The organism is Anatilimnocola aggregata (assembly GCF_007747655.1).
Lineage (GTDB): Bacteria > Planctomycetota > Planctomycetia > Pirellulales > Pirellulaceae > Anatilimnocola > Anatilimnocola aggregata.
On sequence record NZ_CP036274.1, the window covers coordinates 3,413,026 to 3,432,871 of the forward strand.

The window sequence follows — 19,846 nt, forward strand, 5'->3', positions numbered from 1 at the left end:
CCATACTTTTCTCGTCTGCCTTGAAGGCCGCTCGCCCCATGTATTTGCTCGAAAATCCGGTGTTGCAGCGTGAGTTGCTGGTCAACTTGCGGATGGTCCGGGCGTTTGTGCTGCTGTTTGTTTATCAGGCGTTACTTGGAGCGGTGGTTTATTTCGCCTGGCCGCAGGATACGCATCTCGACCTGACGGCCAACAGCCAGCATGCCACCCAAACGCGGGCCCTCGTTGATTTGTTTTTCATTGGTCAGTTCGTCATCGCCTCGATGATGGCCCCCAGCTTTGCGGCGGGTTCGATCACCGGCGAGAAAGAACGCCATACCTACGAAATGCTGCTCGCCAGCCCGCTGCGGCCGGCGGCGATTGTGTTGGGGAAGTTGGTGGCAGCGCTCACGCATTTGGCCGTGCTGATCTTTGCCTCGCTGCCGATCGTGATGCTCTGCCTGCCACTCGGCGGTGTGTCGGTCTACGAAGTACTCGCCGCTTACATCGGGCTGATCTTGTCGGTGATTACGTTCGGCATGATCAGCGTGGCTTGCAGTGCGTTCTTTCAGCGGACGAGTGCCGCCCTGGTCGTTTCGTACTTGCTGATTCTGCCGCTGGTGATTATCGGTGCCATTTTTTGGCTACGGATGGCTCGCTTTGGCGAGTTCCGCCTGATGCTCATTCTCACGGTGCTGCCGGCCCTCTCCGCGGCTGCGTTCCTGGTGCTGTTCTTTAACACCAGTTCGCTATTGCTGCACCCGCCTGATGTGGGAAGTGAAGGAAAAGAAGTCGTCGACCTGGAACAAGAGGCCCAGCAAGCGGTGGGGCTCGTGATTCAACGAGATCAGTTCCCCGATAAACTGTTTGCGCCACCCAAGCGCGACGACCTGATGGAAGACGACGCGAACCCGGTCTACGACAAAGAAATTCGCAGCGAGATTTTCAGTCAAGGGACCCTGATGCTGCGCCTGGTCATTCAAGTGAGCATGGTGCTGGCGATTCCGTTCATGGCGGTCTGTCTGTACATCTGGCCCATCTACGCTGCGTGGTACATCAGCTACGTGGTGGTCTTCAACATGCTCGTCGGCCCGGTCTTCTCGGCCGGCAGTGTGACCAGCGAACGCGAACGTGAAACGCTCGACCTGCTGCTGACGACCATCATTTCGCCGTGGCAAATCCTGTGGGGCAAGTTGATCGCTGGTCTGCGTGTCTCCAGCGTCTTGACTCTGTTTCTCGTTTGGCCGGTTTTGTTAGCGTGCGCGATGGTGAAGGACTATTGGACCAATCTCCCCTCAGTGGGCGCTTATTTTTCGATCATCCTGCTGACGTGCTTAACCACCGCGATGATCGCGCTATTTTGTTCGGTGCTGTTTCGCACGACGTCGATGAGCCTGATGACGACTTACTTGGTCATCATCCTGCTCTTCTGCGCTCCACTGGCCGTGAACTTCTTCGCGCAGACGTTTTTTCAGGACCATCCGAATACGCCCTGGGTAGCGCAAATGGGCTTCACGAGTCCATTTGCCGCGGCGTTTGCGGTTCCGCTCGATATCTCTTTGGGCACCGAAACGCTCACGCCGGACCAACTGCAGGGCAATTGGCCCCTCTATGCGCTCTACGTCGGTTTCACCGTCGCGATGAATGGCCTGCTGCTCGTTGTGATGATGTGGCTATTCAGCACGCGCTGGCGAGTGGCAGCGTAATTCGATTGTTTACTTTTTGCCACCTTGAATGACCTTGGGCTTCCAACCTGGCACTCCGACCGGAGCGCCGGGTTGTTTGGCCTGACGACCGAGCGCATCGTAAAACTCTTCTTGCGCTTTGCGCCCTTCCATGATGAAAGTGCGGCCATCTGGAAATACTGCGTACGCGGTGTCGTCGGTTAGCCCCATATATTTGGGGTTGCCGCCGTAACCGTCTTGAGCGCCATGCAGCACGCGCGGTTCATCAAATCGCTTGTTGGCCGCTTTCGCGTACTTCTGGACGTCTGGGCCATTCCAGTCACCATATTTCAAATCTTCGGGAACCACGTTGATGTTGCGTCCCGGCGATTTCACCGGGGCGACGCCCAGCAAGTCGTAGTCGCCGACGATCGGCTTGCCGTCGCGTGCGAATACCTGACCGGGCTTGGGGCTCCACTTGGCACCGTCGATTCTGATTACCTCGGCAGCCATTTTGTCACCCTGCTTGTACATTCGCCGAGCTACTCCATCGGAGCCGATGACAAAGCAATCGTTCATATTCGCCGCGGCGGCTTCGCCGGCGTTGGTGGCGGTAAGGATGCCGGTATTCGGGTCGGTTTTGAACTTGGCCCACATCGGTTTACCATGCGCTCCCTTCCGGATGAGTTCGATGGCGGCCTGCTTATTCGAACGAAAGATGGCGATCAGGCCTGCCTCCTGGGCGGCCTCGACCATCTTTTGAAAGTGTTCTTCCGGAATGCCCATCCGCGGATCGTAACCCCGTTTCAGCTTGATTCCTTTGAAGATCATTTTCGCTTCGGCTTCGCTGATTTCCTTGGCTGCCTTTTCGGTGGCTTCTTTGGCCAGCGCGGCCGAGGGACCGTCGAGCGCCTTGGCCGCCTGCTTGGACACAGCTTTGCGGACGAGCGTCTTGGCAACTTTGCTGCCGATCTTCACGCTCAGGGTCGCAATGAGTTTGCCGAAGGAGAGAATATCGGAGGGGGAGTACCAGACGTCTTCCAGAAAGCCGGTGTTGCTGCGGACGGAGTCGAGGACTTCGCCATTGATTCCAGTGATGAGTTCGAACTTATGTTCGGTCGTCGAGGCCGTAATGAAGACCCAACCGGACGGCGCCGAGTTTTTGCTCCGGTTGTGAACGAACACGCGAATCCCAGCACGCAACAGTCCATTCAAATCGTCTGTGTGGTATTCGTCGTCGGGACGATAGCGATGTTGCACGGCACCAAAGGGCAGAATCAAGTCGGCAAAGTAGCCACCGCTGCTCGAGCCGGTGTGACCGATCACGGTCAGGTTCTCATCGAGCACGGGCAGATACGGATTCGCCGGCTTGGCGAGCACGCTCCATTCGCGTTCCCACTCGGTGGCGTATTCCTCGAACTTCTGGTCGCGCCGCGCCATGATTTGCACGGGTTTCAGTTGATTGCCATCGATGCGATAGCCGCGGTAAGCACGATCAAAAACATCCGATACATTGGGGGCCGCACCACCTACACCAGCCAGATGGCCGCGTCGACGCTTCGCATCAGCAGCGATCTTCTCCAGTTCAAGCCGATCACGAAACGAACGATGGTATTGGACGACGGGGTCTTCGGTGGTCATGGAAACACGATGGCAAGTTGAGAGGGGAAAAGACGCGGGAGCAAATCAGGCGTGAATTGCCTAATGCTGCTCAGCGCAGGTTGCCAGAGAATGCTTCGCAGCTTGAACAAAGTAAAACCCGCAAGTCAAAGCCGGCCGCTGATGGCATGCTGCGTAGATGCACAAGGCCGCGTTGCCCAGGGCCGTTCAGAGCGCCCCAGTTCTGTCGTGGAAAGGACCGGGCAGTACCAAGAAATGAAACAGGCCCGTCGCTGCGGGCCTGTGGTTTTTTGCAGTTCTGTTGCCGGAACTGCGGTGTACTTAGTTTCGGCCGACCTAGATTTCCCTCATTGGCAGACGAGCGAGCAGTGGAGGCACATCGGATTGACGAGGTCGCAGCGGGCCAACCTCGGGACCGAGGAAGGCGACGATGTGCGGTGCATCGCGACCTTGTAGCTGCGCTGCATGAGCAAAGAACTTCTCGGCGCGGTCAGCTTCGCCGCTGTAGTGCAGCGTCACGCCGAGCAGATAGTAGGCGCTCGGCAACTCTTGTTCGAGGGCAGCCTTGGCTAGCCCTTCGAGATGGGATGCCTTTGCGGTTCCCACCAGTCCGTAAAGCGAGTCGAGTTCAAAGCCATTGCGATCGGTGTCGTCGGCAATCGCCAATGCCCTTCGCATCGCGCTTGCAGCCAGGTCGTATTCACCCATCGCCACGAGCGTGTGACCATAACGCCAATTGGCTTCGGGCAGGTCGGGCGTCAGGCTGGCTGCAGCCCGATATTGCTGAGCGGCGGCCGCATAACGCTGTTCGCGGAAGAGGTTATCTCCCTGGGTCATGTACGCGCGAGCTTTGCTGCGCGAATCGGGATTCGAGAAGCGAGTCGTCGTCGGCAGCGTGCTGGAGAGGGGTTCGTTGCGAATCACGTTTTGCGTGATGTTCTGCACCACGCCGCGGAGTCGACCGTTGCCGAGCAGGCGACCATTGCTAGCCACGTTACCATTCGTCATGCCGCCGGGCTGTTGGCGCACGGCATCGGCCAGACGGGCGATGAGCATGCCCGTCGTTAACTCGGTGCTGAGTCCGCCATTGTTACCCGAGTAGTTCACAATCGTGCCGGTGGGCAGGATTTGTGTGTCGTAGTAAGGCTGCTCGATGGTCGTGGCCGGAACTACGTTTTCGCAGCCGTAGTAGTAGCTGTTGTAGACCGGGAAACCATAGCTGGGGTAATAGCCGTAATTGACTGCGGGATAGAAGCCGCCGTAGCCGAAGCTGCGATAGCCCACGTTGTAAACGGGACGGTAAAAGGGTCGATAGACGTAGCCGCGACCCCAGCCCCAGTTGCGATGTCCCCAACCGTAACCGCCCCAGCCGCCGTAAAAGCGATTGTGACCATAGCCCCAGCCGCGATTCCAACCGTGGTGACCCCAGCCGCGGCCCCAACCCCAGTTGTGCCCCCAACCTTTGTAATGACCGTGCCCGGCTTGTGCCTGGGCAGCTGCGAAAGTTTGTAGCAGCGTCACTCCCAAGAGGAGAGCGAACAGGAGAAAAATCTTACGCATGGCCCTACGCATGGCACTGCCTCCTTGAAACCAAAAAATCGTGTAGCTGCAGCTGTCGCGGATTAGCCCACGTTGGCCTGGCGATCAGCTTGTACATGACTCGCGTGGATTATCTGCCTGTTGCGGCAACAAGGCAAGTGATTTGCCGAGTTGCTTGATTTGGAATCCCGACCAGGGCTAGCGACCGGTCGCTGGTGGCACTGCGGCGACTGCCGGCGCACTGTTTTGCGAAGTCGGTGTTGCGTTGCGGCGATGTACTGCCAGCGTGGGAACTTCGCCCGTGCGGAGTTGCCGCGCTGCGTCACCGCTAAGGACGGCAGCCAGGCGGGCGATGAGCATGTCGCTGGTGGGACGCGGCCGAGCGCTGTTCTTCTCGGCAGGTGGCTCGGCGTTTGGCTGAGGGGCGCGCATCTTGTCGTCAGCGGGCTTCAGTGCGGCGGGCAGGTCATTGTCTTTCGGTTGGTCGGCTGCTGGCGGAATGATAAACGGCGTGGAATTCCAATAGCCGAGATGGCAACTGCCGCCGTTGCAATTACTCGCGTAACCATAGTTGGGGTAAATGGCGTAGGTTGGGCTGGAGCAATAGCCGCAACTGTAACCATGATGTCTGTGCCCTTGATGCCGCCCCCAGCCGTGAGCACGATCGGTGGCTCGATAGAAGGGCCCCCAAAAGTAGCCATGGTTAAGGTATTGCGCCTGGGCAGGTGCCGCGGCGACTGCTTGGAGCAATGTCAGCCCCAAGAGGCCGGTCAAAATCAGACATCGATTGCGCATTGCGGTGACTCCTCAATATTCACGTCCGGGTGTGTGACTGCGTCGATTATTGGCGTGCCGCGGGCGTAATACAAGTAAAGCAATGGACTGGGTGGGGCTTCGGCGGGAGGGCGAGGCTCCTGCCGCGCCGTGGTCGCTAAGAACAGTTGGCCGGCGAAATGCTACTCCGCAAAATATATTTGACAGATAGTCACAATGTTCATAATATTTTCTAGCGCCGCCGGGGAAGCGTTGCGCGCGGGGAGAAACAGACTGGGGCCGGTTGTGCTGCCTGCTGTTTGGGCAGTGCGCTACGCAGAATGAGAATTTTCCTGGCTTCCGCTAGGCGGACCATTGCCGTGATGTGGTGGTGTGCTCCGGGATTATATCCCTTGTAAGTGCGGTTTTTGGGCTGATGAATAACGGAAATTTCCGGAAACCGTTTTCGGCATGTTTCCGGAATCAAATCGTTGCAAGTCGAGTTAAATGAACGGCTTAAGGTTGGTTATGAAATAGAAGAATGTTGAGAATTCCGGAAACTTTCTGGAAACAAATGCAGCTTGTCGGCGGATACCGCAGCCGACGGGTGCGGTTTGAGCTGTTTGTCGGGGTATGAACTTTGCCTGCCTGTTAGGTGACTAAAGAGGGGAGACCTGCCACCCGCTGAACTAGATTTGTGGTCAGAAGTTGTTGGCTGAAACATCAGCCGGCATTGATAATAGGTGTTGTTCCGTTCCACTCGCCCGATCGAGACTCGAGCCATGCCAGAAGGTCAGACCATGCCAGCAGGTCAGACTCGCGCCCCGGCTGCGTTGGCAGCTATTAGCCGTCGCCAGGCTCTGTTGGCGATCGGTGGTGCTACTGCTTCATCGCTGGCCGGGATTTCGCCGGTGCAGGGGGCCAAGCGCGATCCCAAGTGGGAAATGGCCATCGACCGGGGGCTGAAGTGGGTGGCGAAGAATCAATCGACGCAGGGGCATTGGACGGCTGGCGGCTATCCGGCGGCGATGACGGCCTTGGCTGGAACCGCGCTGGTCGGCTCGGGGAGCACCACGACTCAAGGGCCGTACGCCAAGCACATTCGCAAGGCGGTCGATTTTCTGCTGAGCAAGTTGCGCGATAACGGGCTGATCGGCGATCCGCGGAACGACAATCGCTATACCTACGGCCACGGTTTCTCGATGCTCTTCCTGTCGCAAGTTCTGGGCGAAGAGCAGGACGAAGAAGTGCGCGAGGAACTCGTCAACGCGCTGACGAAGTCAGTCGAGTTCAGCGTGCGTGCCCAGGCTCCGACGGGTGGCTGGGGCTACGTGAGCACCAAGGATCAGCCCGACTTCGACGAGGGCTCGACCACGATCACGCAGGTGCAGGGTTTGCGCGGTTGTCGCAACGCGGGCATCGTCGTTCCAGGCGAAGCAATCGAAAAAGCGAAGGAATACATCTACGCCTGTCGCAATGCCGACGGTGGCATCTCTTATAGCTCGCGCAATCGCGGCAGCAGTCGGCCGGCGATCACGGCAGCAGCGCTGGCCACGCTCTACAACGCTGGTGCGTACGATGACAAGCACGTGCCGCAGATGCTTGAGTACTGCAAGAAAAACCTGCAGAACTTGTCGGAAGGTCCTAATTCATTCGGGCATTGGCATTACACTTATCTGTATTACTCGCAGGTGATGTATCGCCAAGGTGAAAGAGAATGGGCACCGTTTCGCGATAAACTTTACAACAAGATTGTCGGCGAACAGACGGGCGACGGCTCCTGGACCGGAAACATCGGACCGATTTACGTCACCGCTTGCAACCTGATCATGATGCAACTCGATAAGTCGTTCTTGCCGATCTATCAGCGGTGATGGTGCGCGCGAGGATCGCATGGGGCCGAAGGAAATTGCGATATTTCTCGCAGGCCTGATGGTGGGCATCCTGCTCACGATCTGCTTTGCATTCGTGCTGCGGATTTTTTCGCCCTGGCTGCGCTGCTTCCTGGGCGGAGCACCAGTGTCGTTCTTTTCGCTGATCGGTATGCTGCTGCGCGGCACGCCGGTGAACTTGCTGGTCGATGCGCATTTGAGCCTGGTTCACAGCGGAAAAGGTGCAGCGATTCGGGAGTTGGAGTCGACGTACATTGCCCAGCGCGGGAAGATCCTCACCAGCAACGATCTAGTGAATGTTGTGGCCGCGAATCGCGTCGATCAATCCCGGCATGGTGAATGACGTGGCTTCGGCGGCGGGTTCGTGACCCAAGTCGCGGAGGGTGCTTGTGGTGATGGGACTGATGCTCGCCAGTTTGGCGAGGCGAAGATCGTCGCCGAAGAGTGAGTGCAATGAGCGAGCGATGGCGCTGCTGGTGACGGTGATCCAATTGATCTTACCCGCCTGCAAGAGCGACGTGATTTCTGCCGAAGCATGCGTGATGTCGTGACTATCGTAGACGACCACTTGTTCGACAATGCCGCCTGCCGCAGTCAACTCTTCGGCCAGAACTTCGCGCCCGCGACTGGCGCGCAGGAGCAGAAACCTTTTGCCCTGGGCTGTGGTGGCCAATGACGCCGCCAACGACTCCGCGCGGAACTCATCGGGGATTAAGTCGGCACGTAACGAATGGCGCGCAAGTTCCGCAGCTGTGCCGGGGCCAATGGCGGCGATCTTCAGCGAACCGAGGGACCGTAGGTCGTGTCCTTTCGACCAGATACGCGCGAGAAAATGGTGAACTCCATTGCTGCTGGAAAAGACGAGCCAGTCGAAGTCAGTCAGTCGCTCAATCGCTTGATCGACGGGGGCCCAGTTGATGGTCGGAGTGATTTCAATCGCGGGCTGATGCAGCACTTCCGCGCCCAATTCGCTGAGTGGTCCGCGCAGATCTTCGATCTGGTGCGCGGGGCGAGTGACGAGAATTCGCTGGCCGAAAAGTGGCCGCTGTTCGAACCACGACCAGGTGCGCGAGGAGGCGGCCACTTCGCCCACGATGATGATGACCGGCGGGCGAAGCTTGAGACCTTCGATGAAGGTGGCTACTTCTCCAAGAGTCGTTTGCCAAACTTGTTGGTCAGGAAAACTGCAGCGGCGGATGAGGGCAACCGGAGTTGTCGATTGCCTGCCGCCCGCCATCAGCCCGCGGGACCACTCGCGCGCCGACGTCACGCCCATATAAAAACAGAGCGTGCCGGGGAACCGGGCGAGTGCGCTGTAGTCGAGTGTTTCGCCTTGCTTGCCAGGGCTCTCTTGGCCGGTGACCAACGCGACCGCAGAAGCGTGGTCCTTCTGCGTGAGGGGTATCCCGGCGTAACTGGCCGAGGCAAAGGCGGCGGTAATGCCGGGCACGATTTCGAACGGGATGCCAGCTGCGACGAGGGCGTCGATCTCTTCTGCTGCCCGCGCGAAGACGGTGGGGTCGCCGCATTTGAGGCGGACGACTCCCCTCCCCTGCCCTGCCGCAGCGATCATGTGGGCGTTGATTTCGGCCTGCGACCAGAGACGGCCGCGGCCATGTTGACCCAGGCAATGGAGTTCGGCGGTCGAGCGGCAATGGGAGAGCAATTGCGGATTAGAGAGATAGTCGTACAGTACGACGTCGGCCCGGTGGAGGCAGTCGCGACCGCGAACGGTGATCAGACCGGGATCGCCGGGGCCGGCACCGACGAGATAAACCACACCGACTGCGGCAGATGAGAGAGCGTCCGGTGTTACCATGAAGATGACTTTTTCAACGAAATTCGGAAGGCGACACTTCCGAGAATAAATCGACCAGCCTGTTATGACCAGCCCTGCGAGTTCCACTCCGCCACCGACCAATCCGCCTGCGGTTCTTTCCGCGGCCCAGCGGCATCAACTGGCGCGGCAATTCGAACAGGCCAAGCAACTGCTGAATCGACAGCCGCCGGACTTCGCCGGTGCTCATCGCGTACTCAGCGATTGCTGCACGCTGGACCCGGGGAACACACTATTTCTGCAGGCGCTGCTCGAGAACTTGCAGCGGGCCAAGGGGAAGACGGCGAAGGCGTGGTTCTGGCAAGTTTGGCAACGACGGGCGGCGTTCAGCGTCGCGGTCCGCGAACGGCACCTTGGCCTGGCATTAAAGCATGGTTGGTTCTTGCTAGGGGCATCGCCGCGTGACATAAAAACTCTGGCCAACCTGGCAGAGATTTGCTTGTTGCTCGACCATGGGCAGTCACAGGTTCTGCTGCTTCAAGAGGCCTATCGACTGGCACCTCAGGATCCAGCCGTGCTGCGTCCGCTGGCCATTGCGTTGGGCGAAGGGGGGCAATTCTCCGCGGCAGGACATGTTTGGCAGGAACTACTGCGAGTGACCAAGGACGACGAACAAGCCCAGCGACTTGCAGCGCTCTTTGTTCGTAATGAAGTCCCCTCTTCGCCCGCGACGGGTGGTCTGGTGGATCGAGTTCAAGAGCTAATTGAGTTGCAGCACTGGCTGGCAGCAGAAGCTCTGTTGGCTGAGCCAAGCGACGCGTCAGGAGATGCCCCTCAACCCGACCCTCTCCCCGGAGTACCGAGGAGTGGGAGTTGCGAGACGAGGGATTATCTTCGCCTGCGAGCACTGGGCGAGGAAATCATGCTGGGACGGGCACGGGAGAAAACGGAGCTCGCCCGTCGGCAAGCAGAACTGTTGCCGTCTCCGCGAACTCACCGTCTGATCGACGAGGTCCTAGAGGAGCAGCGGCGGATCGAGCTCGGCGTCGCCTTTGCCCGCTACGAGCGATTTCCTTCAGAGGCGGCATCGTCCTGGGAATTGGCCGGCTGTTTATCCAGGGCGGGGAACTATAGCGAAGCGCTCAAGTACCTGAAGCCGCTGCAAGAGATGGCAGGGTGGCGACTGCGTGCTTTGGTGGCTGCGGGCGAGAACTGGCAGCAGTTGCGGCAGTTTGACCGGGCGTTGGAGATTTATCGGCAGGCGACGAAAACGGAGCCGGCCGATGCTAACGACGCCGATTTTAAGAAGGCCCTGTATCGGGGTGCCATCTTGGCCGAGGCCAGCAATTCGACGGCCGAAGCACTCCACTGGTGGCAGCGGTTAGTGGCCCTAAATCCCGCCTATAAAGATGCCTTAGCAAGGCTAGACAATCTTCGCCTGATCTGCGATAAAGGTGGATTCTCTGCCCGGCCCGGCAACGATTGCCCGTGACATTGTTCGAAGTGTCACTGGACTGGCCTCACGCCCTGACAGAGAGCGAATTTGTCCTGTCCTAGAAACGTGTTGTTACGGAACTGTCATGCCACACACCAGTAGTGCGAAGAAGCGACAACGTCAGAATTTGAAGCGCCGGGCATCGAACCGCGCCACCAAGAGCTTGCTCAAGACGCAGGTTCGCAAAGTGACCACTGCGGCTACCTCGGGCGATATGACCGCTGCCGCGAGCGAATTCAAAGTGGCCGTGCAAAAGCTCGACCGGGCTGCGGTGAAGGGTGTGATTCACAAGAATGCCGCTAGCCGCAAGAAGTCTCGCTTGTCTGCCGCGCTGAAGAAGGCCAAAGCGGCCGCTGCTGCCAAGTAATTTTTCGATTCGATTCGGCATCGCCCCAGCATTCCCAATCGGGTTTGCTGTTATGCGGCTTGCTGCTGCCAGTCGATTCGTGCTCTTAGCGCTTGTTGCTCCGCTATTGTGCGGGGCAGTTCTGCTGGAACCAGCTTGCTGCCAATGATGCAGCGCTGACCATCTTTCCAAAGCTAATCGCGGAAGTTAAAGCGAAAAGCGTTACGCACCGCGGAATCTAAACCGAGTGTTGTACGCCAGGGTGTGTCTTCACGCGGGCTTGCATCACTTGCCAATGGGCAGTGGCCAGGTGGCCTGGCATGCGCGAGAGGGTCCAATCGACCACGCGCCAGTCGAGCCAGCGGCAGTCGGCGTCTTTGCTGCGGGCTGCGATATACCCGAGATGACCGCCGCCATCGGCCACGATCAGGCGGACGAAGGGCGAAAGCTTCGAGTCTTGAAATGCCACCACAGGTACGATCGGATCGTCCTTGGCTGTTACGATTAGTGTGGGAATGCGGATCTTTTCCAGATAAGGGCCGGAACTGGCCTGCGCGTAGTAGTCGATGGCGTTGGCAAAGCCCGACAAGGGGGCGGTGATGTGAGAGTCGAAATCCCGAATTTTGCTGACGCCGAAGGGAATCTCCGGAGTTAGCACGTCGGGCGTTGAGCGTTGACGCAGGGCGATGTAGTTTTTCATCCCCTGTACGAACGAGCGGTCGTAAACGCCGCGCAGCACCGTTTCGACATGGGTGCAGCAGACGTTGAGATCGACGGGCGGAGCGACGCCCATTACGCCGACGACGTTTTCGGGCGCGTCGCACTGCCATTCGCCGGCCAGTTTGAGCACCATGTTGGCACCCATTGAAAAACCGATAACGGCCAGCGGCGAGTTCAGGCAGCGGGAGTTGATGTCGGCAATGATCTCACCGACGTCTTGGCTGCGCCCCGCATGGCACAGTTGGCGTGCGAGACCGATTCCGGCTCCGCAGCCGCGCAAGTCCATACGAAACACGCGCACACCATGCGCGTTGAGCTTCTTTGCGCAGCGTTGCATGTAGCCCGATTTGTGCGAGCCGCCGAGCCCATGTACTAGCAGTGCCACCGGGTCGTTCGGTTGCCACTTCTGAGGGCGGTCGTCGTGGAGGGCGATTTGATCGCCGTCCTTGAGCGTAACCAGATGCCTGGTCGCGGTATACGGAATCTCTTGGTGGAAGAAATAGCAGCCCAGAATGGTCTGCAAATGTCCTCCACGAACCCAAGGATGCGCGCGGAAGGCAGGAAAGTGAACATCCATTTTCAACTTTTCCAAAGTCAGCTAGAGACAGGGTGCCGTTAATCCATTATCGGCGAACTATCCCATATTCCTCTATCTTACGATACAACGTGGCTCGCCCCAATCCCAAAAGCTTCGCTGCTTCTGGGACGTTGCCATCCGTCCGATTCAACGCTTCTTGGATCAGCTTGCGTTCCCAAAAATCGAGTCGCAACGATTCAAGTTCTTTACCGCCAGTGGCATCTCGCAGGCCGAGATCGTCTGGCAGGATAGTATTTCCTTCGCACATTACCACGGCGGAGTCAAGCACGTTACGCAGTTGCCGCACATTGCCAGGCCACTGGTACGATAGCAACTTCTCGCGTGTGTCGGGCGACACCATTAGATTAGGCCGGCCGTGTTGTTTGCGGAAGTGATTGAGGAAAAATTCCGCTAGCAAGTCAATGTCAGCACCGCGATCGCGGAGCGGCGGAATATAAAGTTCGAATACGCTGAGGCGATAATATAAGTCTTCGCGGAACTTGTGATCGCGGACAAACTCGCGCAAATCGCGGTTGGTAGCTGCTATCACTCGCACGTCGACGTTTACCTCCTTCGTCGAGCCGACGGGCAAAAACGGGTGCCCTTCGAGGATGCGCAACAGCTTGGCTTGACCTTCGAGCGTGAGTTCGCCCACTTCGTCTAGGAACAAAGTGCCGGTGTGAGCTTGCTGGAACCAGCCGACATGGTCGGTCTCAGCCCCGGTGAACGAACCCTTCTTGTGGCCGAAGAGTTGGCTTTCCATCAGGTCGCGGGGAATGGCAGCGCAATTCACGCTGAGCATCGGTCGATCGGAGCGAGTACTGGCCCGGTGAATGGCCCGGGCCACCAGTTCCTTGCCCGCGCCGCTTTCGCCCCGAACCAGCACGCAGCCCGTGGCGCGGGCTACGCGATTGATCTTCGACTTGAGCTCCATCATCGGCTTGCTTTCGCCGAGAAGTTCGTCGAAGACCGCTGCTTTGTCGCTGAGGCGGCGATTATCGGCCCGCAGTACAGCTTCTTGGCGCGACCGGACCAGCGCGACGGTCAGGATATTCGCCAGCAGCAGCGAAACCTCGAAGTCGCTCTGACGAAAACGTCCCTGCTCGAGATAGATATGAATCGCACCGAGGGTCTTCCCTTCGTGCACGAGGGGTATACAGAGCGCGTCGGCAAACAGGCGCAGGCTATCGGTGCCGACCGTGGCCGGCTGATTGTCGATCCAGACCGCTTTTCCCTGGCGAATGACCATTTCGGTCAAACTGTCGCTCAGCCTGACTTTGCTGGAAGCTTCCTCGGGAATAACGAGCTTGGGTTTCAGCTGACCATCGTCGCTGACCCACAAAAAGCCGACGACCGAAGCCTGCGTGCGCGTATGCAGCAGATCGAGCGAAACGCGGACGACTTCGTCCGGATCGCTGCAGCCGAGCAACCGCACGCTCAATTGATGGAGCGTGAGAAAGTCTTGATTCCGCTCGTTATCCTGCAGCAGCGAAAAACCAAGATCGCTGGGCATCCCTTCGGTGACGATCCGGTCGCGCACCACCGTTTGCGTATGTTCCTGACGGGCCGATTCGCTCAGCGGGTCGATTTGTTCGCAGTAGATGAACTCCGTCGAGCCGATCTTCACCCGGCAATCGGTGGCCAGGCGAGCCTCGTCGATCTTCTGCCCGTTCAGATAGGTGCCGTTGCGGCTGGTGGCATCGCGAATCCACCACAGCCCATCGCTGAACTGGACGATGGCATGCACGCGCGAGGCGAGGGGGTCGGACAGGACGATATCACAATCGAGTCCGCGGCCGATACGAGTCGGGCGATCCGTTGCAAGCGTGACGTGCGCCCCGGCACGAGCACCGCTGATCATCAGCAAATAAGAATTCACAAGCAGCACAGCCAACAGATGAAAAAAGGGGGCCTACCGCCGCCCAGAGCTAGTTCTGTCAATATAGTAATGAATCGCGGCAAAGGACTACCCCGCGAGTGGGAAAGTTATCTGCCGAGTTTTGCTGGAACTTGAATCTTCATGACAGACGCCATCTTGCTGGTTGGTCACGGCACTCGGAATCCGCAGGGTACCGCGCAATTTCTGCGTTTGAGCGAGTTGCTGCGCGCTTCCGTTGCTCCGTTACCCCTGGAAGTGGGTTTTATCGAACTGCAAGAGCCGACGATTGAGACGGCCTTGGTCAATCTATCTCAACGGGGACTTCGGCAGATTCTCCTCTCCCCTGCCCTGCTCTTTGCCGCCGGTCATGCCAAGCAAGATATTCCCGCCGCAGTCGAGCGGGCGAAGTCTGTCCAGCCTGACTTGCAGGTAACAATGGCCGAACCCCTAGGCTGTCACAAAGCCCTGATTGAACTCGCAGCCCTCCGCTTCCTAGGCTCCCTCTCTCCGATACACCGGGCAGAGGATCGGGGTGAAGGGCCTGCCTCTCAACAAGACCCAGCACCATCGCCGATCCAACCAGTGGACCCAGCGAAAACTGCCCTCGTCCTCATTGGCCGTGGCAGCAGCGATCCGGCTGCCATCGAGCACTGCCGCGAGTTCGCAGCCCTGCTGGGCGAAAAAGTGGGAGCAGCTGGCGTCTACACAGGTTTCATCGCCGTCGCCAAACCAAGTTTACCCGAAGTACTCGAACAGGCCGCCGCGGCGGGCTTCGAACGCATCGTCGTGCAGCCTCACCTGCTTTTCAGTGGCGAGATGCTCGAAACCACAACAGCTGCTGTAAGTCACGCTCGCCAAACGCACCCGCGGGTCGAGTGGCGGCAAGCAGGAATTCTCGGCAGTGATTTATTAGCGACGAATGGACTTGCCGCCCAGCATCTAATTCAGGCCTTGCTCGAACGACTGGAAATCGATGACCGTTGAATGATTGCATTCGCTAGACCGACCCTAGCCGCTGGGTTAAACTTCTCTCAGCATCAGATCGATAGTCATTGATGCTCCCCGCCATTGCCGGTACCTGCCTCGTTCGACCTGCCAATCTCGGAAATCCTCCCCATGACTGTGTCTCGCACTCAAGCTGCCCAGATTACTCGTCGGCAATGGCTGCAAGCCGGTGCGTTTGGGGCGCTGGGACTTTCGCTGCCGCAGATGTTGCAGCTTGAAGCTCACGCGGCCAGCGGTCGCAAGGGGCAGGCCAAGAATGTCCTCCTGCTCGTCGAGCACGGTGGCCTGTCACACACCGATACTTGGGATCCGAAGCCCGATGTGGCTTCCGAGCAACGGACCCCGTTCGATCTGGTGCCCACCAGCACACCAGGGCAGCGGTTCACCGAGTTGCTTACTCACACGGCGAAGATCTCGGACAAGATTGCCGTCGTGCGCGGCATGCGGCACATTCAGCGGAACGATGATCACGGCCGCGGCATGCAATATGTTCTGTCTGGACAAAGTCCGGGCGGGCCCGTGGAATATCCCGATATGGGTGCCGTGGCTTCGTATGTGCTTGGCAGTGCTTGCGAGTACTTGCCGTCGTACGTGCAACTTCCGGCAACTTCCGAATTTGCCCACATGACCAAATCGGGCTTTTTGCCCTCTAGCTATGGTGCCTTCAAGGCGACGGCTCGCGATGCTTCCGATCCCGCCTGGAAGGTCTCGGGAATGCAGCGAAATCCGGAACTAACCGACGAACGACTCGGCCAGCGGCGGGCACTCCTTTCGGCCCTCAATCAGAATCGGACCTTGGCTAACGATCGAACCACAGCGGCCATCGACACGTTTCACGAACAGGCGGCGTCGCTGCTCACCAGTCCGGCAGCTTCGAAAGCCTTCGACCTGACGACAGAAACGCCGAAGACCCGCGAGCAATATGGCGCGGGGCATCGTGGTGCTTGCTACCTGCTCGGTCGCAAGCTGATCGAATCGGGCGTGCGGTTCGTGACCATCGACACACGCTGGCCCAAAGTCCCCGGGCAAGTTGGTGGCGGCAATTTGAACTGGGACCATCACGACCATATCTATGCCAAAGAAACTTGCGAACTCCCCGGAGCCAGTGGCGCAGGTGCTGGTCGGTACGGCATCGCTCACTGGTACATGATGGGAAGCCTCGACCGGGCTTATTCGACGCTCATCACTGACCTCGATCAGCGCGGACTGCTCGCCGAAACGCTGGTGTGCCTTGTGACCGAATTCGGCCGTACACCCAAAATCAACAAGCATGGCGGCCGCGATCACTGGCCCGACGCCTACTCGATTGTGTTTGCCGGTGCGGGCATTCGGGGTGGGCAGATCATCGGAGCCACCGACCGACAAGGGGCGTTCGTCATCGACAATCCCCATTCGCCCGATGACTACGCGGCGACCATCTACGACAAGCTCGGCATCAATCGCGAGAAGCCCCTCTACACGCAAGAGCAGCGTCCCATGTTCCTGGCGCACACGGGCAAACCGATTGCTGAGTTGTTCTGATCCCCGACAATTTCGACCGCCGGGGAAAACAGGGTCAACGCAACTCAGCCCTTTCGCCGCAAAATCTCCGCCCCCATTTTCATCCTAAACGTCCAACAATACCCTCGATTGTTGAACACGAATTGCTCGGAAACCCGAGAGTTGCGCACATCGCTGTCCAACAATCGGCCCGATTGTTGGACACCCCCCTTTTGCGGTCGTCGCGTCAAGTCTTCACTGGCAGATCGGTTTAATCAGTCCCCGTATTCCACACCGTTGCGGACAGAACGACGTGAACTGGAAATTTCCACTAAGTGCAGATGTTCGCAAAGTTTCCATTGTCTCGTAACGACTCTAGTGCCAAGGGTTTGTGGCTTCGGCACTCGCCTTAAGTCCTTGCCACGATCAGGAAACCTCGGAATTCAATTTCCATTATCCGGGCAATAGTCTCACTAGCGTGCAATCTCATCTGGTTAACTCCCGCGCTTGTGCGGGTGAATTGCCAAACACACGAATCATCAGTTCAGCGGCCGCCAGCGGCCCGGTTAACCAGTTTTGGCAGCCTGACATCAGCAGGAAGTGCTGTAGACAATCTGCGAAATGATCGCATTACAATTACCAGATTGAGAAAGAGCATCCGCTGAATATTAGATGCTCTACCCGTGACACGTCTGGTCACCGTCGCGAAAAGATCGTCCCAGTTCACGCTGGCGTGATGAGTTTCCTAAGTAGCCCGACGCGTAGGCGAGGGAGCTATTCTGTTATCGCGTTCCGCTGCGAGGAACGGTTGTTCTTGATTTCCCCTCGTTGACGCGTCGGGCTATTTGCATAGGCATATTACTCTCCGCAATCATGCTTCACCTTGGTGTTGCGAGCCTACGCTTAACGGAAGGTTGAGTTTCATTCCCTCATTCTCCCCGCGTGCGAAAATGCCCCGCGAGAGTGACGGGACCAATACGCCTCACGTACAATCCACTCATGCCGAACACCCGCTTAGCCGCGCCGATCTTTGTCGCCCTCGCAATGATCCTCATTCCAATAGTGTACGTGGGGAGCTACTTGGCAATCGTCGATCCAAACCCGAGCGGCGTTCCTTGTTGGGGAACAGGATCGGGTCACTACGGTTATCGCGGCATCTGGGTGGACCGCGCTTTCTGGCCCTTGGAGCAGATCGACCGGAAGGTGAGGCCGGGTGCGTGGAACCCGCCAGAGACAGATTTGCCGTTTCATCATTGGCGATGGTGACCAGACCAGTCATTCAAAGCCGGACACTACCATCTAATGACTTCATATTGCAGCGAACAAGATCAAGAACCTGCTCACCAATTAGTGTAAATACAAAACCTAGCCCGGGGCATTCACCACAATCGTATCCTCCACCGATGTGGCCAGTCCCGTGGCAATGCTCGCACATTCGCTCGAATTCTGGGAGATTTTTCATGCAATTAGTCCGGGTGGCTCTTTAGCCATGCATTCACGAATTCTAGCAGAGACACGGAAAATGACACAGCAGAGTTTGCGTACCTCGCAACAGCAGCACCTCCAAGCAAAAGTGTAGAGCCGAGCGCAGCATCGCGCAGCTCGGGATCGTAGCGAAGGGCTTGTTCCTTGAACTTTTGATCAACTCGACCGCCTTGGTGAGCAAAAAGATTGCGAACAGACTCTAACGCTTTCAAGTCGCCTGCTGAATCGAACAGGTTGCGCAAGTCTGGGCTTGCTTGTGTTCGCCCGCCACTTGCGGGAACTTGAAACGCATCAAGATATGCTTGTCAGGTGGTCGTGTACGACAGGAAATTTACACGCTTTCGTTGCTTTAACAGATCGCCCATTGTTTGAGTTAGATTAAATCCATGGGCGACTAATTCGGTAAGCGGAATGGTTGCAGCTGAGCGATTGCTGTCGCCTTCGTCCCGCACTTGCGCCGGCTTTCGAATTACGTTTACCGCAAGGGTTTTCGGGCGACTGTTAACTGCTGCCACCCACAAGTCAGCAGACATTGATTCAAATACTGTGTACGCACCTAGAAGTAGTGCAGAATATGTTGACGCCAATCCCTCGCTCCAAAATGGGCTACGATCAGCTTCGGCCGACAGGTTCGCGATCAAATCGTTAAACAGTAGCGCTTCACAATTCGCTACCGCCATTCCGCGGTGAGTCTCGAATAATTCACTTGATCGCCGCAGAATCCCATCAGTCTGCCCGTCCTCCGCCTTGATTGCGCCGTGAAGTTCAACAGCCGCAAGGTCGGGATACGCTTGCAATCTTTGCCCCCTCGCAATGGCATGCGCTGGCAATAGGGCAAAGCAGCCTATGCGCTTAAGATTCTCATCCGCAGCATCCGCAATTTTGACGAGTTCCGCTCCATCGACCCGCTTTGAGAGATTCAAGCAGCGAATTCTGCCGGCTAGCTTTACGACTTCTTGGTACTCGAAACCGGTCATTACGAATCGCTCCCCAAAAGGAGACATGATTAAACACCCAAGGGTTCGCAGCTACAATCCACCCATGCCCAACACCCGCTCAGCCGCGCCGATCTTCGCAGCGATATTGCTGCTGCTGCCAGTGCTGTACGTTGGGAGCTATCCCGCGCTGGTCCAGCCAGCCTCCCTACATAGCACGACGACGGACCAACTTGGTGACCCGAGCTATTGCTTGGCCTTCTATCGATACGGCGGCGAACGATCGCGGCGATTCTTCTGGCCGCTAGAGCAGATCGACCGGAAGGTGAGGCCGGAAGCTTGGGGGATTGAACCGGACTTGGAGACTTAGCCAGCTAATCCATGTACAGGCTAGTCACTCAAAACATCCACTACCTCTCGTCCCCGCGAACCTAGCGGGGCTTTTTCGTGCGAGGGTTGAATGGGGCGATGGACGAGAACCCATACGAATCGCCGCAACTGCTATCGAACGAGTCGGCCAAACAAAAACCGCGTTCGCGGCGCGGCGTTATCGTTGGGTGTATTTTGGGGCTGGTTTTGGGAGCAATGTTCTCGCCAGCAGGCGGACCAACAGCAATAATCTTGCACATAACTGGGGGCGCAATTGCGGGAGCAGTTGTCGGCGGATTCCTGTTTCCTTAACCCAACGAGTAGTCCGACTA

Annotated in this window: 16 protein-coding genes; 8 read left to right on the forward strand and 8 right to left on the reverse strand. The window is 57.8% G+C overall.

Going from position 1 to position 19,846, the window contains the following annotated elements; all coding sequences use genetic code 11:
- The first annotated feature begins 38 nt into the window (after positions 1–38).
- A complete protein-coding gene (locus ETAA8_RS12960) occupies positions 39–1,685 on the forward strand; it encodes an ABC transporter permease (protein ID WP_145088578.1) in 1,647 nt (548 codons plus the stop codon).
- Between the two features lie 9 nt (positions 1,686–1,694).
- Here the strand turns inward: ETAA8_RS12960 and ETAA8_RS12965 are convergent, their stop codons facing one another.
- The 3 genes from ETAA8_RS12965 to ETAA8_RS12975 all read right to left on the reverse strand — a co-directional run bounded on the left by ETAA8_RS12965 (position 1,695) and on the right by ETAA8_RS12975 (position 5,597).
- Positions 1,695–3,284, reverse strand: a complete 1,590-nt coding sequence (locus tag ETAA8_RS12965) for a hypothetical protein (RefSeq protein ID WP_145088580.1) — start codon at positions 3,282–3,284, stop codon at positions 1,695–1,697.
- 315 nt (positions 3,285–3,599) lie between these two features.
- Positions 3,600–4,835 carry a tetratricopeptide repeat protein gene (locus ETAA8_RS12970; protein ID WP_202921803.1) on the reverse strand — a complete coding sequence of 412 codons (1,236 nt, stop codon included), beginning with the start codon at positions 4,833–4,835 and terminating at the stop codon, positions 3,600–3,602.
- Between the two features lie 165 nt (positions 4,836–5,000).
- On the reverse strand, positions 5,001–5,597 hold the full coding sequence (locus tag ETAA8_RS12975) for a hypothetical protein (protein WP_145088584.1): 597 nt from the start codon (positions 5,595–5,597) through the stop codon (positions 5,001–5,003).
- A 740-nt stretch (positions 5,598–6,337) separates the two neighbouring features.
- Here ETAA8_RS12975 and ETAA8_RS12980 point away from each other — a divergent pair.
- A complete protein-coding gene (locus tag ETAA8_RS12980; RefSeq protein ID WP_145088586.1) occupies positions 6,338–7,429 on the forward strand; it encodes a prenyltransferase/squalene oxidase repeat-containing protein in 1,092 nt (363 codons plus the stop codon).
- A gap of 19 nt (positions 7,430–7,448) precedes the next feature.
- Positions 7,449–7,790, forward strand: a complete 342-nt coding sequence (locus tag ETAA8_RS12985) for a flotillin-like FloA family protein (RefSeq protein WP_145088588.1) — start codon at positions 7,449–7,451, stop codon at positions 7,788–7,790.
- Here the strand turns inward: ETAA8_RS12985 and cobA are convergent.
- The gene (cobA, locus tag ETAA8_RS12990) at positions 7,737–9,266 is read right to left on the reverse strand and encodes a uroporphyrinogen-III C-methyltransferase (RefSeq protein ID WP_145088590.1); all 1,530 of its coding nucleotides are present in this window, start codon (positions 9,264–9,266) and stop codon (positions 7,737–7,739) included. The genes ETAA8_RS12985 and cobA overlap by 54 nt on opposite strands.
- Before the next feature lie 64 nt (positions 9,267–9,330).
- On the opposite strand from cobA, the gene ETAA8_RS12995 reads away from it, so the two are divergent.
- Both ETAA8_RS12995 and rpsT read left to right on the forward strand, forming a co-directional pair.
- Complete coding sequence (locus ETAA8_RS12995; RefSeq protein ID WP_145088592.1) at positions 9,331–10,716, forward strand: tetratricopeptide repeat protein; 1,386 nt, start codon at positions 9,331–9,333, stop codon at positions 10,714–10,716.
- An 88-nt stretch (positions 10,717–10,804) separates the two neighbouring features.
- Positions 10,805–11,086: a 30S ribosomal protein S20 gene (rpsT, locus tag ETAA8_RS13000; RefSeq protein ID WP_145088594.1), complete on the forward strand. Its 282-nt coding sequence runs from the start codon at positions 10,805–10,807 to the stop codon at positions 11,084–11,086.
- Between the two features lie 217 nt (positions 11,087–11,303).
- Here the strand turns inward: rpsT and ETAA8_RS13005 are convergent, their stop codons facing one another.
- Positions 11,304–12,362, reverse strand: coding sequence for a YheT family hydrolase (locus ETAA8_RS13005; RefSeq protein ID WP_145088596.1), 1,059 nt, complete (start codon positions 12,360–12,362; stop codon positions 11,304–11,306).
- Between the two features lie 46 nt (positions 12,363–12,408).
- Positions 12,409–14,241 carry a sigma 54-interacting transcriptional regulator gene (locus tag ETAA8_RS13010; protein ID WP_238397748.1) on the reverse strand — a complete coding sequence of 611 codons (1,833 nt, stop codon included), beginning with the start codon at positions 14,239–14,241 and terminating at the stop codon, positions 12,409–12,411.
- Positions 14,242–14,382: 141 nt separating this feature from the next.
- On the opposite strand from ETAA8_RS13010, the gene ETAA8_RS13015 reads away from it, so the two are divergent.
- Positions 14,383–15,225 carry a sirohydrochlorin chelatase gene (locus ETAA8_RS13015; protein WP_145088598.1) on the forward strand — a complete coding sequence of 281 codons (843 nt, stop codon included), beginning with the start codon at positions 14,383–14,385 and terminating at the stop codon, positions 15,223–15,225.
- A 132-nt stretch (positions 15,226–15,357) separates the two neighbouring features.
- A complete protein-coding gene (locus ETAA8_RS13020; RefSeq protein WP_145088600.1) occupies positions 15,358–16,767 on the forward strand; it encodes a DUF1501 domain-containing protein in 1,410 nt (469 codons plus the stop codon).
- Between the two features lie 1,424 nt (positions 16,768–18,191).
- Here the strand turns inward: ETAA8_RS13020 and ETAA8_RS13025 are convergent.
- Together ETAA8_RS13025 and ETAA8_RS13030 are read right to left on the reverse strand one after the other, a co-directional pair.
- Positions 18,192–18,452, reverse strand: coding sequence for a hypothetical protein (locus tag ETAA8_RS13025; protein WP_145088602.1), 261 nt, complete (start codon positions 18,450–18,452; stop codon positions 18,192–18,194).
- A 63-nt stretch (positions 18,453–18,515) separates the two neighbouring features.
- Positions 18,516–19,187 carry a hypothetical protein gene (locus tag ETAA8_RS13030; RefSeq protein ID WP_145088604.1) on the reverse strand — a complete coding sequence of 224 codons (672 nt, stop codon included), beginning with the start codon at positions 19,185–19,187 and terminating at the stop codon, positions 18,516–18,518.
- 64 nt (positions 19,188–19,251) lie between these two features.
- Here ETAA8_RS13030 and ETAA8_RS13035 point away from each other — a divergent pair, with 64 nt between their 5' ends.
- Complete coding sequence (locus ETAA8_RS13035) at positions 19,252–19,515, forward strand: hypothetical protein (RefSeq protein ID WP_145088606.1); 264 nt, start codon at positions 19,252–19,254, stop codon at positions 19,513–19,515.
- Positions 19,516–19,846: the final 331 nt, after the last annotated feature.